The sequence below is a fragment of the Sphaerotilus hippei genome, assembly GCF_003201595.1.
GTDB classification, from domain to species: domain Bacteria; phylum Pseudomonadota; class Gammaproteobacteria; order Burkholderiales; family Burkholderiaceae_C; genus Sphaerotilus; species Sphaerotilus hippei.
This window is the reverse complement of the sequence record NZ_QJJS01000009.1, coordinates 44,559-61,616: the sequence shown is the minus strand read 5'-3', so window position 1 is coordinate 61,616 and position 17,058 is coordinate 44,559. Positions and strand designations below refer to the sequence as shown.

General features: G+C 71.9%; 11 protein-coding genes and 1 pseudogene. 10 read left to right on the top strand and 2 right to left on the bottom strand.

The window, feature by feature from the left end:
- Positions 1 to 108 precede the first annotated feature (108 nt).
- The 8 genes from C7444_RS20895 to C7444_RS11015 all read left to right on the top strand — a co-directional run bounded on the left by C7444_RS20895 (position 109) and on the right by C7444_RS11015 (position 13,919).
- Positions 109 to 1,770, top strand: coding sequence for a FecR domain-containing protein (locus tag C7444_RS20895; RefSeq protein WP_310732629.1), 1,662 nt, complete (start codon positions 109 to 111; stop codon positions 1,768 to 1,770).
- A gap of 30 nt (positions 1,771 to 1,800) precedes the next feature.
- Positions 1,801 to 4,875 (top strand): EAL domain-containing protein, encoded by a 3,075-nt coding sequence (locus tag C7444_RS11045; RefSeq protein ID WP_110400920.1) that lies wholly within the window; start codon positions 1,801 to 1,803, stop codon positions 4,873 to 4,875.
- A gap of 135 nt (positions 4,876 to 5,010) precedes the next feature.
- On the top strand, positions 5,011 to 5,682 hold the full coding sequence (locus C7444_RS11040; RefSeq protein ID WP_110400919.1) for a DUF2242 domain-containing protein: 672 nt from the start codon (positions 5,011 to 5,013) through the stop codon (positions 5,680 to 5,682).
- Complete coding sequence (dsbD, locus tag C7444_RS11035; RefSeq protein ID WP_110400918.1) at positions 5,679 to 7,625, top strand: protein-disulfide reductase DsbD; 1,947 nt, start codon at positions 5,679 to 5,681, stop codon at positions 7,623 to 7,625. Before C7444_RS11040 ends, dsbD begins: the two co-directional genes overlap by 4 nt.
- Positions 7,626 to 7,698: 73 nt before the next feature.
- Positions 7,699 to 9,561 (top strand): bifunctional metallophosphatase/5'-nucleotidase, encoded by a 1,863-nt coding sequence (locus C7444_RS11030; RefSeq protein WP_110400917.1) that lies wholly within the window; start codon positions 7,699 to 7,701, stop codon positions 9,559 to 9,561.
- A 49-nt stretch (positions 9,562 to 9,610) separates the two neighbouring features.
- Positions 9,611 to 11,185, top strand: coding sequence for a sensor histidine kinase (locus tag C7444_RS11025; protein WP_110400916.1), 1,575 nt, complete (start codon positions 9,611 to 9,613; stop codon positions 11,183 to 11,185).
- Positions 11,182 to 11,925: a response regulator gene (locus tag C7444_RS11020; RefSeq protein ID WP_110400915.1), complete on the top strand. Its 744-nt coding sequence runs from the start codon at positions 11,182 to 11,184 to the stop codon at positions 11,923 to 11,925. The genes C7444_RS11025 and C7444_RS11020 overlap by 4 nt, the downstream gene beginning before the upstream one ends.
- Before the next feature lie 47 nt (positions 11,926 to 11,972).
- Positions 11,973 to 13,919, top strand: coding sequence for a potassium transporter Kup (locus C7444_RS11015; RefSeq protein WP_110400914.1), 1,947 nt, complete (start codon positions 11,973 to 11,975; stop codon positions 13,917 to 13,919).
- 43 nt (positions 13,920 to 13,962) lie between these two features.
- Here the strand turns inward: C7444_RS11015 and C7444_RS20590 are convergent.
- Together C7444_RS20590 and C7444_RS11005 are read right to left on the bottom strand one after the other, a co-directional pair.
- Positions 13,963 to 14,169 (bottom strand): annotated as a pseudogene (locus C7444_RS20590) (NADH-quinone oxidoreductase subunit B family protein); the annotation flags it as partial.
- Positions 14,170 to 14,433: a hypothetical protein gene (locus C7444_RS11005; protein ID WP_211317529.1), complete on the bottom strand. Its 264-nt coding sequence runs from the start codon at positions 14,431 to 14,433 to the stop codon at positions 14,170 to 14,172.
- 237 nt (positions 14,434 to 14,670) lie between these two features.
- On the opposite strand from C7444_RS11005, the gene C7444_RS11000 reads away from it, so the two are divergent.
- The gene (locus C7444_RS11000; protein ID WP_110400913.1) at positions 14,671 to 15,663 is read left to right on the top strand and encodes a LacI family DNA-binding transcriptional regulator; all 993 of its coding nucleotides are present in this window, start codon (positions 14,671 to 14,673) and stop codon (positions 15,661 to 15,663) included.
- A 180-nt stretch (positions 15,664 to 15,843) separates the two neighbouring features.
- Positions 15,844 to 17,055 (top strand): AGE family epimerase/isomerase, encoded by a 1,212-nt coding sequence (locus C7444_RS10995; protein WP_110400912.1) that lies wholly within the window; start codon positions 15,844 to 15,846, stop codon positions 17,053 to 17,055.
- Positions 17,056 to 17,058: the final 3 nt, after the last annotated feature.

Sequence of the window (17,058 nt, the reverse complement as noted above, 5' to 3'; positions counted from 1 at the left end):
GAGCAGGCTCCAGGTCGCTCGGCCATCGCCCCTCAGGCCCGGCTCGGCGCGAGCGCGACAGATCGTCCCGAAGCCCTGCGGCCCCGCCCCGACAAGAAGAACAGCTTGATGCGATCCGAACTGAAACATTCCTGTGGGCGGGCCCTGGCTGCGGCCTGGCCGCAGCGGCCCCGCGGACCGGCGGATCGGCGCCTCGGTCGCGGCCGGGCGCTTCTGTTCGTCGGCCTGCTCTGCGCGGCCGGCATCGCGCGCAGCGACGATTTCCTCTACACCGTCGCGCCTGGCGACAACCCCTGGTCGATCTCGGAGCGGCTGCTCATCGACATGAGCTACTGGCCCCGGCTGCAGCGCCACAACCACATCGTCGATGACCGCCGCCTGCCTCCGGGCAGCGTGCTGCGCATCCCCGAGGCCTGGCTGCGGCTGCGGGGCACGAGCCTGCAGGTCACGGCACTGGCCGGTCCGGTGCAGATCAAGCGGTCGGGCGCCTGGCAGGCCGCCCAGCGTGGTGACCCGCTGCGGGCCGGTGACCGCCTGCAGACCGGCGCCCACGGCAGCGCCACGCTGGCGCTCGACCAGACGGCCACGGTGCTGCTGCGCCAGTCCACCGAGATCCGCCTGGTCGAGGCGTCCCGAGAGACCACCCGGGAGGGCGGTGGCGCCCCGCGCGTGCGCATCGAGCTGCTGCAGGGCGGCCTCGAGAACGCCGTGCACGACCTGAGGAAATCGGGTGGCGAACTGCAGATCCAGACGCCCACCGCGATCACCACGGTGCGCGGCACCGAATTCCGCGTCAGCGCCGACGCCCAGACCACCCGCACCGAGGTGCTCGACGGTCTGGTCGGCTTCGACAACCCGCACGGCCAGACCGACATCCCGGCCGGTCGTGGCAGCGTGGCCGGCCGCGGTGCGGCGCCGCTGCTGCCGGTCGAGCTGCCGCCCGCCCCCGATCTGGGCCGGGTCGAGCAGCGCCAGCAGGCCTGGCCCCTGCAGGGCGAGATCGGCGGCGCCGGCCGCTACCGCCTGCAACTGCTCGCCGGCACCGGCACCAGCGTGCTGGCCGAAGCCGCCGGAGCGGACCTGTCGAGCCTGGCCGGCGAGTGGCCCGACGGCAGCTACCGCCTGCGGGTGCGGGCGATCGCGGCCAACGGCCTCGAGGGCCTGTCGGCCGAGCGCACCCTCGAGGTCGATGCCCAGCCCGCCCCGCCGAAGCTCGCCACCGACGGCCCGACCGTCGCAACCACCGCCCCGCAGCTCGCCTGGTCCGTCCCGCAGCCGGGCTGGCGCTGGCGTCTCCAGGTCAGTGCGGTGACCGCCGGCACCGACGCCTTCGCTCAGCCATCCGTGCTGCGTGACCAGTGGCTCGACCAGCCCCGGCACACGCCCGCCGGTCTGCCCGCCGGCGACTACGCCTGGCGGGTGGCCAGCGTGGACGGCAGTGATCAGGGGCCCTGGAGCCGGGTGGCACGATTCACGGTGCTGCCGCTCGTGCCGCGCTGGGCCGGCCTGACGCTCGCTGACGGCGTGCACCTCGGCTGGCAGCTCGACGCCGCCGAGGACGCACCGGTGCGCGTGCAGATCGCGCTCGACCCGGCCTTCCAGCAGGTGGTGTTCGACGAGATCCGGCACGGCCGCGAGGCCCGCCTGCCCCGGCCACGCCCCGGTCGATACCACCTGCGCCTGAGCGCACTCGAACACAGCGAGGAGGCCTCGCAATGGAGCGAGGTGCGCCCGCTGACCGTCGGCTGGAGCCTGTTCGGGCTCCGCTGAGCACGACACGCCACCCGCTCCCGATCCTTCATGGACCGTTCCGACCCTGGCGTCACCCCGATGCGCTCCCCGCTCGCCCGCGCGCTGGGGCGTGCCCGTGCCGGCCTGCACGCCGCAGGCACGGCCCTGCGGGGTCACGCCCGGTCAGGCGCGCAGCCCTGGGCCGTGGCCAGTGCGGTGGTCGCGCTGGTGATCGGCCTGGCCGACCCCCTGCTGCACCGGGCCGAATGGCTCACCTTCGACCTCGTGATGCAGGCGGCTGCCCGCGTGCAGGCCGCCCGCGGCCCGGTGCAGCCGCAGGTGATCGTGGCGATCGACGATGCCAGCCTGCAGAGCCTGGGCCGCTGGCCCTGGCCACGCGAGGTGCATGCCCGCCTGATCGACCGGCTGCATGACGCGGGCAGCGCCGCCATCGGCTACGACGTGATGTTCTCGGAACCTGGCACCGAGCCCGGCGACGCGGCGCTGGCGGCGGCGGTGGCCCGCCACGGCCGGGTGGTGATGCCGGTGAGCTCGGCACGACTGGGCCCCACGCTCGACCTGAGCGCCTTGCTGCCCTTGCCGGCGCTGGCCGGCGCGGCCGCCGGGCTGGGCCACACCCGGCTCGAGCCCGACGCCGACGCCCGGGTGCGGCGCCTGCACCTCGAGCAGCGCCTCGGCACGGGCTCATGGGAGGCCATGCCGCTGGTGCTGGCGCGTGTCCAGCGCGCCAGCGAACGTGCCGGGCGCCGTGCCGAAGACCTGCCGCCCTGGGGGGCCGAGCCGCGCATGGGGACGGATGCGCCCTGGCCGGCCGCCGTCGGCGGGCCGGGCCGCGAGGTGATGCTGCCGGGCGGTCAGACCGAGGTCCGGCAGGTGTCGGCCGTGCAGGTGCTCAACGATCCGCAGCTGGCCCCGGCGTTGCGCGGGGCGGTGATCTGGGTCGGCGTGACCGCGCAGGGCCTGGGCCACACGATCGCCACGCCGGCGGCGACCGAGGGCCGGCTCTGGAGCGGCGTGCAGTGGCAGGCCCAGGTGTTCGAGGCCCTGCAGCAGGCCCGCCTGATCCGGCCGCTGGACGAGCCGTGGTGCCACGCGATCAACCTGCTGCCGCTGCTGCTGCTGGCCGGGCGGCAGGTGGCGTGCGGGCGACGCTGCCGGTTCATCAGCCCGTGGATGCTGCCGCTGCCCGTGCTGGGCAGCGCACTGGCGCTGGCGCTGTTCGCGGTCTGGGTGCCGGCGGTCGGGCTGAGCCTGGGCCTGGCGCTCGGCTGGCTGCTGACCCGGGCGCGCGACCTCAGCACCGCCCGCCTGGCCCTGCAGCGCGAACGTGGCCAGGCCGACGCCACCCTGCAGGCGATCACCGACAGCGTGATCACGGTCGACACCGGCGGCCGGGTGCAGTACCTGAACCCGAGCGCCGAACGGCTGGTCGGGTGCGAGCCGGGCGTGCGGCGCGGCCAGGCCGTGGGGGATCTGCTCGATTGGGATCCGGCCGACGCCCGCACCCTCGCGCAGGCGCTGGCCGAATGCCTGCACGAGCAGCGGGTGGTGGAGGTCGGCCCGCCGCTGCGGCTGCACGGCCCGTCGGGCCTGCGGCTGGTCCGGCTGATCGCCAGCCCGATCCTCGCCAGCCAGCGTGAGCTCGGGCGCCACGCCGGCGTGGCGGGCCTGCGCTGGCGTGGCCACGATCCGGTCACCGGCGCCGTGCTGGCGCTCAGCGACGTCACCGAAACCCGGCGCGCCGCCGACCGGCTCCAGCATGAAGCCACCCACGATGCGCTCACCGGCCTGCCCAACCGGGCGCTGCTGAGCGAGCGCCTGCAGCGAGCGGTGCAGGCCGCGCAGGCCGGCGGCGGCGGCGTGGCGTTGCTGTTCATCGACCTCGACCATTTCAAGCGCATCAACGACAGCCTGGGCCACCGCCATGGCGACAGCGTGCTGAAGGTGGTGGCCGAGCGCCTGCAGCAGTGCTGCCTGCCGCACGACACGCTGGCGCGCTGGGGCGGCGACGAGTTCGTCGCCCTGCTCGAGGGCGTGTCCGGTCGCGACGCCGTGGCGGCGCGCGCGGCACAGATGATCGAGAGCGTGAAGCGCGAATTCGCGATCGATCAGGTCGAGGTGGCCTGCGGCTGCAGCATCGGCATCGTGATGGCGCCGCAGGACGGCACGAGCGTCGACAGCCTGCTGGCGATGGCCGACACCGCGATGTACCGCGGCAAGGCCAACGGCGGCAAGCGCCACGAGTTCTACGCCAGCGAGATGCCGGCCTGGACCCGCGAATGGCTGGCGCTGGAGACCCGGCTGCGCCACGGTCTGGATGAACGCAGCTTCGTGCTGCACTACCAGCCGCAGGTCGACCTGCGCAGCGGCCAGCTCGTCGGCCTGGAGGCCTTGCTGCGCTGGCGCCAGCCCGATGGCGAGCTGTGGTCGCCGGCGCGTTTCCTGCCCGCCACCGAAGAGAACGGGCTGATCCTGGAGATCGGCGAGTGGGTGATCCGCGAGGCCACCGGCCAGCTGGCACGCTGGCGCGACCAGGGCCTGCCGCTGGTGCCGGTGTCGGTCAACGTCTCGACCCGCCAGTGCCTGGACCGGCGCCTGGTGCGGGTGGTGGCCGATGCGCTGCGCACCAGCGCCGTGCCGGCGGCCCTGCTCAAGCTCGAGGTGACCGAATCGACCGCGATGGCCGATCTGGGCCACCTGTGCGCCCTGCTGGGCGAGTTGCGTGCGCTCGGCGTGCAGGTGGCGATGGACGACTTCGGCACCGGCTTTTCTTCGCTGTCGCACCTGAAGAACCTGCGGGTCGACCAGATCAAGATCGATCCGAGCTTCGTGCGGGACATCAGCCTCGACCCCAACGGCGCGGCGATCGTGCGCGCCACCATCGCGCTGGCCCACGGCCTGGGCCTGCCGGTGGTGGCCGAGGGCGTGGAGTCGCGCGAGCAGATGCAGTTCCTGACCGATCACCACTGCGACATCGCCCAGGGCTACCTCTATGCCTGCGCCCAGGACAGCCACAGCGTGGCCGACCTGCTGCGCCTGAGCCTGGCCACCGGCATCCCGCTGCAGACCTCGACCTGGCGCTCGAGCGAATCGATGCCGGTCGAGGCCATCGTGCCGGCCTGAGCCGGCCTTCAGGACGAGCCGGACCTCCAGATCACCCTCGACGCGGTTGAAGGGGCCTGTGATCCGTCGGGTCATGGGGGAGTTCTTCCAGAAGGTACCATCCACGCCAGCAGTGACCCTGGGCCCCGATCCTTCATGCCGCTCCGCCTTTTCCGCTCCGCCCTGTGCCGCCTGACCTGGCCGGCCCTCGTCGGGCTGTCCGTGCTCGGGGGCTGTTCGTCGACCAACAAGGCTTCGGTCTACCAGCAGGAGTCGTTCGACTCGGACACCTACTCGCGCAGTTTCCTGTCCCCGTCGCCCGACACCTGCGAGGCCGCGCGGCGCGCGCTGCTCAGCCAGGGCTACGTGATCGACCGGGCCACGCCCGAGCTGGTCAACGGCCGCAAGAGCTTCCAGCCCGGCGGGGACGCCCATGTGCAGATCCAGTTCTACGTGGTCTGCACGCCGGCCAGCCGCAGCGGTGTCTCGACCATCCTGTTCGTCAACGCGCTGCAGGACCGCTACAGCCTGCGCAAGAGCAACAACTCGGCCACGCTGGGCGTCAGCGCGATCGGCTCGGTGTCGCTGCCGGTCAGCTCCAGCGACGATTCGCTGGTCAAGGTGGCCAGCGAGACCATTCCGGCCGGCGCCTTCTACGACCGCTTCTTCACGCTGGTCGACCGCTACCTGACGCTGCGCGAGCTCGAGGACGCCTCGGACAACGAGGCCCTGTCGCTCAGTCCGCCGCGGGCCTCGGCCGGCAGCACGGCGGTGGCCCCGGCCCCGGTGGTGGTGCCGGTCGCTCCCGCCGCGTCGGGGGTCCGATGAGCGGCGCCTGCTGCACGCGGGATCGCCCCGCGCGGTCGTCCCGGCCGCCGGGCTGGCGGGGCCTGCTCGCCGCCGGCCGGCGCCTGTGCGCGGTCCTGCTGCCGGTCCTGCTGATGTTCGTGGTCGCCGTGCCGGCGTCGGCGGCCGAGGAGTTCCTCAGCCCGGACGATGCCTTCCGGCTCAGCGTGCGGGCCGCCGACAGCGCCACCCTCGAGCTGCGCTGGGAGATCGCGCCGGGTTACTACCTCTACCGCGAGCGCCTGGAGTTCGCCGCCGCACCGGCCGGCGTCACGCTGGGCGCGCCGCGCCTGCCCACCGGCGATCGCAAGTACGACGAGACCTTCCAGAAGGAGCTCGAGGTCTACCACCGCGAGCTGCGGGTGCCGCTGCCGGTCGAGCGGGCCCCGGCGCTGTTCCGGCTGAAGGTGCTCAGCCAGGGCTGCGCCGATGCCGGCCTGTGTTATTCGCCGCGTGAGCAGTTCGTGCGCGTCGAGGTGGCCGACGGCGCGATCCGGCGCGTGCGCCTGCTGGGCGACGACGAGGGCGCGGCCTGGCAGCCCCCGGCCGCCGAGGACATGGCCCTGCGCGCGGACGGCCCCGCGCCGGCGGCTGAGGCGCAGCCGGGGCGCCGAGCGGCGCCCGGCAGCGTCGCCGGCTTCGAGCAGGCGCTGGGTTCGGGCAGCCTGTGGACGGTGGCGGCGGTGTTCCTGCTGGCCGGGCTGCTGCTGTCCTTCACGCCCTGCGTGCTGCCGATGCTGCCCATCCTGTCGTCCATCGTGGTCGGGCAGGGGGGTGAGGCCTCGCGTTCGCGCGGGCTGCTGCTGTCGCTGGCCTACTCGCTGGGCATGGCCGTGGTCTACACCGCCCTGGGCGTGGCCGCCGGCCTGGCCGGCGAGGGGCTGGCCGCGCTGCTGCAGAACGCCTGGGTGCTGGGCGCCTTCGCGCTGCTGCTGCTGGCGCTGTCGCTGTCGATGTTCGGCCTCTACGAGCTGCAGCTGCCCGCGGCGCTGCAGACCCGGCTGAGCGAGCGCAGCGCACGCCTGCCGGGCGGGCGCTTCGGGGCGGTGATGCTGATGGGCGGGGTCTCCGCGCTGATCGTCGGGCCGTGCGTGGCCGCGCCGCTGGCCGGTGCGCTGCTGTTCATCGGCCGCACCGGCGACGTCGTGCTGGGCGGGCTGGCGCTGTTCTCGATGGCCGCTGGCATGAGCGTGCCGCTGGTGCTGGTGGGCGCCTCGGCCGGCGCGCTGCTGCCGCGTGCCGGCGCCTGGATGGAAGGCGTCAAGCGCTGCTTCGGCGTGCTGCTGGTGGCCGTGGCCCTCTGGATGGTCAGCCCCGTGCTGCCGACCTGGGCGGTGATGGGGGCCTGGGGCAGCCTGGCGCTGCTGTGTGCGGTCGGCCTGCGGCTGCTCGACCCGCTCGCGCCCGCGGCGGGCTTCTGGCCGCGGCTGGGCAAGGGCCTGGGCCTGCTGCTGGCGCTGGTCGGGCTGGCGCAGTGGGTGGGGCTGCTGTCGGGCGGGCGTGACCTGCTGCAGCCGCTCGCCCACCTGGGGGTGGCGCGTTCTGCGACGGCGGCGCCGGCCGCCCATGCGCTGCCGTTCCGGCGCATCCGCTCGACGGCCGAGCTCGACGAGGTGCTGCGCAGCGCCGGCCGGCCGGTGATGCTCGACTTCTACGCCGACTGGTGCGTGTCCTGCGTCGAGTACGAACGTTTCACCTTTACCGACGCGCGGGTGCGCGCCCGGCTCGCCGCTGCCGTGCTGCTGCAGGTCGACGTGACGGCCAACGACGAGCAGGACCGCGCGCTGCTCAAGCGCTTCGGCCTGTTCGGCCCGCCCGGCATCCTGTTCTTCGACGCCGGGGGGCGTGAGCAGGCCGAGCACCGGGTCATCGGCTTCCAGGATGCCGACGAGTTCCTGGCCAGCCTGGGTGCGGCCGGGCTCTGAGCCGGCGGGCCTGTCACCCGCGTTTCACCCGGGTGCGCCAGCATGGGCGTCTCGGAAACAGGGGGTCCCGACGATGTGCAGACGTGTCTTGTCGTGGTGCCCGGCCACGGTGCTGAGTGCCGGGCTGCTGGCCGCCTGCGGCTCGACCGACGAGTCGGCGGCCGTGGCCCGCTACCCGGCGATCGAGCTCGACATCGCCCACATCAACGACCACCACTCCCGGCTGGAGGCCACCTCCGGCGTCGAGCTGACGCTCGACGGCCAGGCCACCCAGGTGGAGCTGGGGGGATTCGCCCGCCTGACGACGCTGTTCAACGCCCAGTCCGGCCGCCGCAACCTGCTCAAGCTGCACGCCGGTGACGCGCTGACCGGTTCGCTCCACTACACCTTCTTCAAGGGCGAGGCCGACGCGAAGCTGATGAACACCATCTGCTTCGATGCCTTCACGCTCGGCAACCACGAGTTCGACGACGGTGACCAGGCCACGCGCGACTTCATCGACCAGCTGCACGCCGGCCGCTGCCAGACGCCGGTGCTCGCCGCCAACGTGCTGCCCGCCCACGGCACGCCGCTCCACCCGGACGGCACGTCCCTGGTCCAGCCCTACGTCACGAAGACCTTCGACGGCGTGCCGGTGGGCATCATCGGCATCGACGTCGCGGGCAAGACCGCCCACTCCTCGCGCCCGCTGGCGACGACGCAGTTCCTCGACGAGACCACGACCGCACAGAAGTACATCGACGAGCTCAAGGCCCGGGGCGTGCGCCACATCGTGCTGCTGACCCACCAGGGCCACGACCGCGACCGGGCGATGGCCGCCCGCCTGAGCGACGTGGACGCGATCATCGGCGCCGATTCGCACACGCTGCTGGGCCGCTTCGCCGACCTGGGGCTGAGCAGCTCCGGGGCCTACCCGACGGTGACGAGGAACAAGGACGGCGACCCCGTCTGCATCGGCCAGGCCTGGGAGTACGGCAAGGCCTTCGGCCTGATGAACATCCGCTTCGACCGCCGGGGCGCGGTGTCGAGCTGCACGGGCCAGGCCTCGCTGGTGATCGGCGACAGCTTCAAGCGCAAGGACAGCAGCGGCACCTTCGTCACCGTGGATGCCGCCACCCGGACGGCGCTGGTCGACAGGCTCTCGACCGACACGCGCCTCCGGGTGACGACGCCGGACGCCGGGGCGGCGACGCTGCTGTCGGGCTACACCGCCCGGGTCGCGGCGGAGAAGGACCGGGTGATCGGTGCGGCCAGCGAGTCGCTGTGCCTGGTGCGGGTGCCGGGCGAGCCGGGCACCCGCTCGGGCGGCATCGGCGGCTGCGAGGCCGGCCACACGCTGGCCCGGGGCAGCGACGCGGCCCAGGTCGTGGCCGCCGCCTTCCTGAACGCCAGCCCGCGGGCCCACTTCGCGCTGCAGAACGCCGGGGGCGTGCGCATCGCCGTGCCCGCGGGCCCGATCACGATGGACACCGCCTTCACGCTGCTGCCCTTCAGCAACGTGCTGGTCGAGGTCGAGGTCACCGGGGCGCAGATGGTCGCGGCGCTGGAGGACGGGGTGGCCCACCACCTCGATGCGGCCGGGTCCGGCGGCTCCCATCCTTATGCGGCCGGCCTGCGCTGGAACCTGGACCTGAGTCAGGCCCGGGGCAGCCGGTTCAGCCAGGTGCAGGTCAAGGACCGCACGACCGGCGCCTGGGCGGCGATCGACCCGGTCAGGACCTATGTGCTGGTGACCAACGACTTCGTCGCGGCCGGCAAGGACGGCTACGGCACGCTCGGCCCGATCCACGCGACCGGCGCCTGGGTGGACACCTACCTGCTCTACACCCAGACCTTCGCCGACCACGTGACGTCGCTGGGCACGGTGGGCCGGCCCGCGCGCAGCGAGTATTCGCACCAGACGGTGATCACGAAGGCCGGGGTCATGCTGCCCTGAACCGGCCGTCCTGATGGGTTCCTGATGTCCGCCTTGTTATGGTGGGCACATGTCGATCCTTCTGCCCCGCCTTGCCTCCGCACGCACACGGGTGCTGTTGCCGCTGCTGGCATGGCTGCTGGCCGGCCTGGTGATGGGCGCTCTGGATGGTCAAGTGGCCGTGCCCAGCCTGGCGCTGTTGCTGGTGCTCGCCGGTGCCGTCACGGCGGTGTGGTGGCCGCTGCCTGCATCGATGCTGGCCAGCGCCTTGGCGCTGCTGGCCTTCAACTGGACCTTCGTGCCTCCCCGCCAGACGTTTTCCATCGATCTGCGCCAGGATGCGGTCCTGCTGCTCGTGCTTCTGGCCGTCAACTGGATCATCGCCGCGCTGATGGCACTCCTGCGCCGGCAGGTCGATCTGGCCGAACAAGCGACCCACCAGATCGGCCAGTTGCATGCACTGGGTGGCCGCTTGCGGGAGGCCGATGATCCGCGGGGCGAAGCGCCGTTGCTGGGTACTCAGCTCGAGGCCGTGTTCGACGGTGCTTCGGGGGGACGGGTGGCGCTGATGATGCTGGGTGACGAAGATTGGCCGAAGAACAACGATGACGCTGCCGTCCGATGGCAGGGCAGCCCCGATGCGGACCAGCGTGCCGGGCTGTGGCTGTGTCTGCGGGAAGGCCGGGCCATGGGGCCCGGCACCGGCTGGTACGAGGGCCTGTCGGCCTGGTATCTGCCGATGCGTGCGCATGGTGCCTGTGCCGGGGCCGCGCTCATCGCCTGGACGGATGCCGGAGCACCCCTGTCCCACTGGCGTCTGCATGCCCAGGCGCTGTGTGACCAGGTCGGACTGGCGCTGCATCGCCATCGTGCGCTGCGGGCGCAGCAGCGGGCCCAGGCCCAGGCACAGGCTCAATCCATGCGCAGCAACCTGCTCGCATCGATCGCCCACGACCATCGCACGCCGCTGTCGACCATCCTGGGTGCGGCCTCGGCCCTGCTGGAGCAGTCGGATCGCCTGGACCCTCACCAGCAGCGACAGCTGGCCCAGGTCATCGTCGAGCAGGCGCAGCAGCTGAATCGCCTGACCGACAACACGCTGCAGCTGGCACGCCTGGGTGGTCCGGCGGCCGTGCTTCGGCCGGACTGGGAGTCGGTCGAGGAGATCGTCGGTGCAGCCCTGGGGCGTACGCGACCACGCGATCCCTTGCGGCGGGTGCGCGCGCGCCTGGATCCCGATCTGCCGCTGGTACGCGCCGAAGCCGTGCTCATGGCGCAGCTGCTCGACAACCTGATCGACAACGCGCTCAAGTACAGCCCGCCTGGATCCCCGGTGGAGATCCGGGCATGCGGTCGGGGACCCTGGCTGGTGCTGGCTGTGCGTGACCGTGGCGCTGGGGTGCCACCCGCCTGGCGTGAACGCATCTTCGAGGTGTTCGAGCGCGGAGAGGCTCCGCAACCCGGCACTGGAGCGGGTGTCGGGCTGGCTGTGTGTCGTGCCATCGTGCAGGCCCACTGCGGTGAACTGCGTCTGCGGGCCCGTGGCCACGGCGGCAGCAGCTTCGAGTGCTGGCTGCCCCTGCCGCGTGAACTGCCCCCTGCGTGGCCGGGCGAGGCCGGACTTCCACCCCAGGAGGCCCCATGAGCTTGCGCGTCCTGCTGGTCGAGGACGATCGTGACCTCTGCGCCCTGCTCTGCCAGACCTTGCGGGTCGAGGGCTACGACGTGCTGAGCGCGGCGAGCTTGGCCGAGGCACAGGCGCTGCTGGCGCATGCCGGGCGTCCGGGTGGTGCAGCCGGCCCGGCGATCTTCGACCTGCTCGTGCTCGACCTGGGCTTGCCCGACGGTGATGGGCGCGAGCTGTTGCGCACCGTTCGTCGGCGGCAGACGATGCCGGTGCTGATCATTTCGGCCCGCCATGACGATCGACAGAAGATCATGCTGCTCGACGACGGGGCGGACGACTATCTGGTCAAGCCCTTCAGCATCGGCGAACTGCTGGCGCGCATGCGGGTGGCATGGCGCCACCGAGGTCGTTCCAGCGAAGCGGCCGTGACCCTTTATCGGCGCGCGGGCGTGCACATCGACCTGCACCTGCAGCAGGTGAGTCGCGACGACCGGCTCCTGCACCTGACCCCCACGGAGTACCGCCTGCTGGCGCGGCTGGTCCGCAGTGCCGGCCGGGTGGTCACGCACCGGCAGTTGCTGGTCGATGTCTGGGGCCCTGACTGCAGCGAGCAGACCCAGTACTTGAGGCTCTACATGGGCCAGTTGCGTGCCAAGCTCGAGGCCGATCCGGCCGAGCCACGGTTGCTTCTCACCGAGCCTGGAACCGGCTACCGGCTGGCTCCGCCTGAAGACGATGACATCCATATGCGTTCCTGATGTCCGACGGCGCACGCTGCATACCCGTTCCACTTCCGGTTTCCAGCATGCACGACCGTCCTTCGGGCACCCTCGCCGCGGCAGGCTCGTCCGCCACCTTCTCCGTCGACGCGGGGTCGCGCCACGGCCCTGCGCGCCAGGGTCTGGCCGCTCTCACCCTGGCTGCCCTGGGGGTGGTCTACGGAGACATCGGCACCAGCCCGCTCTACACCGTCAAGGAGATCTTCGCACCAGCCACCGGGGTGTCGCTGACGCCGGAACACCTGATCGGTGCCGTGTCGACCATCATCTGGGCCCTGATGCTGGTGGTGACGCTGAAGTACGTGATCCTCATCCTGCGTGCCGACAACCGGGGCGAAGGCGGCGGCCTGGCCTTGACTGCGCTGGCGGCCGAGGCCGTCCGGTCGCGGCCGATGCTGCGCCACGGCCTGCTGCTGCTCGGGGTGGCCGGAGCCACTCTGTTCTACGGTGACAGCATCATCACGCCAGCCATTTCAGTCCTGGGGGCGATGGAGGGCCTGAAGGTGGTGGCGCCCGGGCTGGAGCGCTGGATCCTGCCGCTGTCGCTGCTGGTGCTGGTGGGTCTGTTCGTGGTGCAGCGCCTGGGCACGGCGGTCGTGGGGCGCCTGTTCGGGCCGGTCATCCTGCTCTGGTTCGTGACGCTGGGGGTGACCGGTGTGCTGCAGATCCTGCAGCAGCCCGCCATCCTTGCCGCACTCGATCCCCGGCAGGCCTGGGTGTTCATGAGCGGGCGCGGGCCGATGGCACTTGCCACGGTCGGCGCGGTCGTGCTGGCGCTGACCGGCGCCGAGGCGCTGTATGCCGACATGGGTCATTTCGGACGCCGGCCCATCCAGCTGGCCTGGTCGGTCCTGGTGCTGCCTTCGCTGGCGTTGAACTACATGGGGCAGGGCGCCCTGTTGATGGCGGATCCTGCCTCGCTCGAGAACCCGTTCTTCCGCCTGTTCCCCGATGAGTTGCTGCTGCCTGCCGTCGGGCTGGCGACCCTGGCGGCCATCATCGCCTCGCAGGCGGTGATCTCGGGTGCCTACTCGATGACGCAGCAGGCGATGCAACTCGGGTTCCTGCCACGGATGCGCGTGCTCCACACATCCGCGCGCGAGGCCGGACAGATCTACATGCCGGCCGTGAACCTGCTGCTGCTGCTGGGTGTGGTGGCGGCTGTGCTGTCCTTCCGGAGTTCTTCCGCACTGGCATCGGCCTATGGCATCGCGGTCACCGTGACGATGCTGATCACGACGCTGCTCACGTATTTTGTCGTCCGGCATGCCTGGAGCCTGCCCGCCTGGCTGTCGATCGGTGCGACGGCACTGTTCCTGGCTCTGGACGTGGTGCTGGTCGCCGGCTGTGCCGTCAAGTTGCTGGACGGCGGCTGGTTCCCGCTGTTGATGGGGGGGCTGCTCTTCCTCGTGATGACGACCTGGTTCCGGGGGCGTCGCCTGATGGTCGAGCGCATCCGCGAGGACGGAGTGCCGCTGGCCGACTTCATCGATCAGCTCGATGCCGCGCACCTCCCGCGCGTGGCGCGCACGGCCGTCTATGCCGTCGCCGATCCCCGGACAGCACCGCAGGCTCTGTTGCACAACCTCAAGCACAACCAGGTGCTGCATGAGCGCAACGTGATCCTGACCGTGCATTTCCGCCCGGTGCCATGGCTGCGTGATGACGAGCGCGTCGAGATCCGCTCGCTGGGTCGCGAGTTCTGGCAGGTCACCGCCGCCTTCGGTTTCATGGAGACACCGGATGTGCCGGCCGCGCTCGTGCGGTGTCGGGAGCAGGGCCTGGGCATTCCAGTGTTCGAGACCAGCTACTTCCTCAGTCGCGAGACGGTGGTGCCCGCACCCGGCTCCGGCATGAGCCATTGGCGCGAGGTCCTGTTTGCCGTGATGAGTCGAAATGCCGGAGGTGTGGCCGGCTTCTTCCGACTGCCTGACAACGCGGTGATCGAACTGGGTACCCGGGTGCAGATCTGACCCGGTCGCACCATTCCATCACTTCAGCCGGGTGCGCCCGCGTGCCCAGGGCGGATGGCTGTTCGGCGCTGGCTTTGAAATCGTAGTACCCGTTGCGGGTGCAACCGTGGTGCATCAGTTGGTCGGCGTAGAGGCGCGGGCGGGTCAGCGCGTCGAGGTCGTCCGGCCCGAACAGGTCGGCGACCAGCGCCATCAGCGTGTCGAGCACCCAGCCCGGATGGGTCGGACAGCCGGCGATGTTGACCACCGGCTATGGCCCGCCCGAGCCGCTCCTTGCCGGTGCCCGACCGCAGCGGGCCACCTGCGCGGCCATCTCGCGGACCGCGTCCAGCGGGCTGCCGCTGGCGCGCTCGATGCGGTCGAAGCCGGATGCCGATCGTACCTGGGCGAGCCGGTCGCCGCGGCGAGCACGCAGCACCGAGGTGCCCGCGCGCAGCTCCAGGCGGCTCAGGCCCCGCTGCAGCGTGCGGCGCATCGCGTCCTGCGAGCGCACCTCGTCGTCGACCACCAGCACCAGCGGCAGGTCGTCGGCGGGCAGGGTGTCGGGGTCGGGGTCGGGTCCATGGGGCCATCGCAGGCGCCGATCGTGCCTTCGCCCCGTCGTCCAGGGGCGGCCGGGTCTGCAGGCCGAGGGTCTTCCCCGGGGGTGTGAGTGTTGTATATGTGTTTACTAAACACATCCGGCTTCCTAGACTCGCCGCATGTGCGCCGCATCGTCTCCCCCGTCCTTCCTTTCCCGTCCGGGGGCCGCATGACGGTCACCATCCGCGACATCGCCGAGGTGGCCGGCGTCTCGATCGGCACCGTCTCGCGGGCGCTGAAGAACCAGCGCGGCCTGTCCGACGAGACCCGGCGCCAGGTGCGCCAGGTCGCCCGCGAGCTCGGCTACGACCCGACCCGCCTGCGTGCGGGCAAGGCCCGCCGGCTGGTGTTCATGGTGCACCGCCAGCACAGCAGCTTCTCGCAGCACCCGTTCTTCGCCCAGGTGATGCACGGCGTGGAGGAGGCCTGCCGCGGCTTCGGCGTGGTGCCGACCGTGCTGAGCGCCGGTCCGGCCGATCCGGTGCGCGAGCTGCTGCGGCTGCACGAGCCCGACGCGCTGATGGCCGCGGGTTATTTCGAGACCGAGCTGGTCGACGTGCTGCGCGGCATGGAGCTGCCGCTGGCGCTGGTCGACCTGTGGCAGCCGGGCTGCCCGAGCGTCAATCCGGACAACGAGCAGGGTGGCTACCTCGCCACCCGCCACCTGCTGGGCCGCGGCCACCGGCGCATCGCCTACCTGGCGGGCTCGCTGGCGCACTTCAGCATCCGCGAGCGGGAGCGGGGCTACCGTCGGGCGCTCTACGACGCCGGCATGCTGGCCGACCCCGACCTGGAGGTGACCTCGCCGCCGGGCATGAGCACGGCCGACGGCGCCGAAGCCGCGATGCGCCAGCTGCTCAAGCTGCGCCGCCGCCCCGATGCGGTGTTCGCCTACAACGACACCGCCGCGCTGGCGGCCATCCGCGTCTGCCAGCAGGCCGGCCTGCGCGTGCCCGAGGACATCGCCTTCGTCGGCTTCGACGACATCCCCGAGGCCGCCTACGGCGCCATCGGCCTGACGACGCTGCGGGTCGACAAGGAGGCGCTGGGTCGCACGGGGGTCGAGCTGGTCATGCAGGGCGAGCAGATGCCGCAGGAGCTGGTGCTGCCGGTCGAGCTGGTGCTGCGCGCGAGTGCGCCGGCCGCGGGGGCCGGTGGCTGAAGCCCGGCCTGCTTCGCCCGGCCTGTTTCGTCCGGCACGTCGAGTGCCGGGCGGGATAGCCCTCTGACGCGGGCCGCCCCCACGAACTAGCCTGTGCGGCCGGGCGATCTTCTTTCCACGCCACGGGGCGCGCGTGCATCGCGGCGCGTCCTGCACCGAACCCTCCCCCGGACCGAACCGATGACCGCCACGCCCGACTTCCGCTCGCCCGAGTTCCTGCTCGGCCACATCCGCCACACGATGGCCTTCTACGAGGGCCGCTGCCTCGATCCGTCCGGGGGCTTCTTCCACTTCTTCAAGGACGACGGCACGGTCTACGACCGCCGCACCCGCCATCTGGTCAGCAGCACCCGCTTCATCTTCAACCATGCGATGGCCTGGCGCCGCTTCGGCGATCCGGCCCACCAGGCCGCGGCGCGCCACGGCCTGCGTTTCCTGCGGACCGCCCATGCGCAGCCGCAGGGCGGCTACGCCTGGCAGATCGACTGGGATGGCGAGCGCCAGGTGGCCACGGTGCAGGACGGCACGAACCACTGCTACGGCCTGGCCTTCGTGCTGCTGGCCCACGCCCACGCGCTGATGGCCGGGCTCGAGGAGGCCCGCGACGGCCTGGCCGCGACCTTCGAGCTGATGGAGGCCCGTTTCTGGGAGCCGGCCCACGGCCTCTATGCCGACGAGGCCACGCCCGACTGGCAGGTCGGCCCCTACCGCGGCCAGAACGCCAACATGCATGCCTGCGAGGCGATGATCGCGGCCTGGGACGCGACGCGGGAGCCCCGCTACCTCGACCGCGCGCTGACGCTGGCCACCTCGATCACGCAGCGCCAGGCCGGGCGGGCGGGCGGCCTGGTCTGGGAGCACCACCACGCCGACTGGTCGGTCGACTGGGACTACAACCGCGATGACCGGACCAACATCTTCCGCCCCTGGGGCTACCAGACCGGCCACCTCACCGAGTGGACCAAGCTGCTGCTGCAGCTGGAGACCCACCTGCCGGCCGAGCGGCGTCCGGACTGGCTGCTGCCGACCGCGCGGCATTTCTTCGACACCGCGATGCAGCGGGGCTGGGATCCGGTGCACGGCGGTCTGGTCTACGGCTTCGGCCCCGACGGGGTGGTCTGCGACGGCGACAAGTACTTCTGGGTCCAGGCCGAGAGCCTGGCCGCGGCCGCGCTGCTGGCGCTGCGCACCGGCGACCCCGAATGCTGGGCCTGGCACGACCGGCTGTGGGCCTACAGCTGGGCGCATCTGGTGGACCACGTCCACGGCGCCTGGTACCGCATCCTCACGCCCGACAACCGCCGCATCAGCGACGAGAAGAGCCCCGCGGGCAAGACCGACTACCACACCATGGGGGCCTGCCACGACGTGCTGCGTGGCCTGGGCGCCTGAGCG

Bases quoted from the DNA above. Each gene is read 5' to 3' on its own strand.
- C7444_RS20895 (WP_310732629.1), top strand. From the start codon at position 109: ATGCGATCCGAACTGAAACATTCCTGTGGGCGGGCCCTGGCTGCGGCC.
- C7444_RS11045 (WP_110400920.1), top strand. From the start codon at position 1,801: ATGGACCGTTCCGACCCTGGCGTCACCCCGATGCGCTCCCCGCTCGCC.
- C7444_RS11040 (WP_110400919.1), top strand. From the start codon at position 5,011: ATGCCGCTCCGCCTTTTCCGCTCCGCCCTGTGCCGCCTGACCTGGCCG.
- dsbD (WP_110400918.1), top strand. From the start codon at position 5,679: ATGAGCGGCGCCTGCTGCACGCGGGATCGCCCCGCGCGGTCGTCCCGG.
- C7444_RS11030 (WP_110400917.1), top strand. From the start codon at position 7,699: ATGTGCAGACGTGTCTTGTCGTGGTGCCCGGCCACGGTGCTGAGTGCC.
- C7444_RS11025 (WP_110400916.1), top strand. From the start codon at position 9,611: ATGTCGATCCTTCTGCCCCGCCTTGCCTCCGCACGCACACGGGTGCTG.
- C7444_RS11020 (WP_110400915.1), top strand. From the start codon at position 11,182: ATGAGCTTGCGCGTCCTGCTGGTCGAGGACGATCGTGACCTCTGCGCC.
- C7444_RS11015 (WP_110400914.1), top strand. From the start codon at position 11,973: ATGCACGACCGTCCTTCGGGCACCCTCGCCGCGGCAGGCTCGTCCGCC.
- C7444_RS11000 (WP_110400913.1), top strand. From the start codon at position 14,671: ATGACGGTCACCATCCGCGACATCGCCGAGGTGGCCGGCGTCTCGATC.
- C7444_RS10995 (WP_110400912.1), top strand. From the start codon at position 15,844: ATGACCGCCACGCCCGACTTCCGCTCGCCCGAGTTCCTGCTCGGCCAC.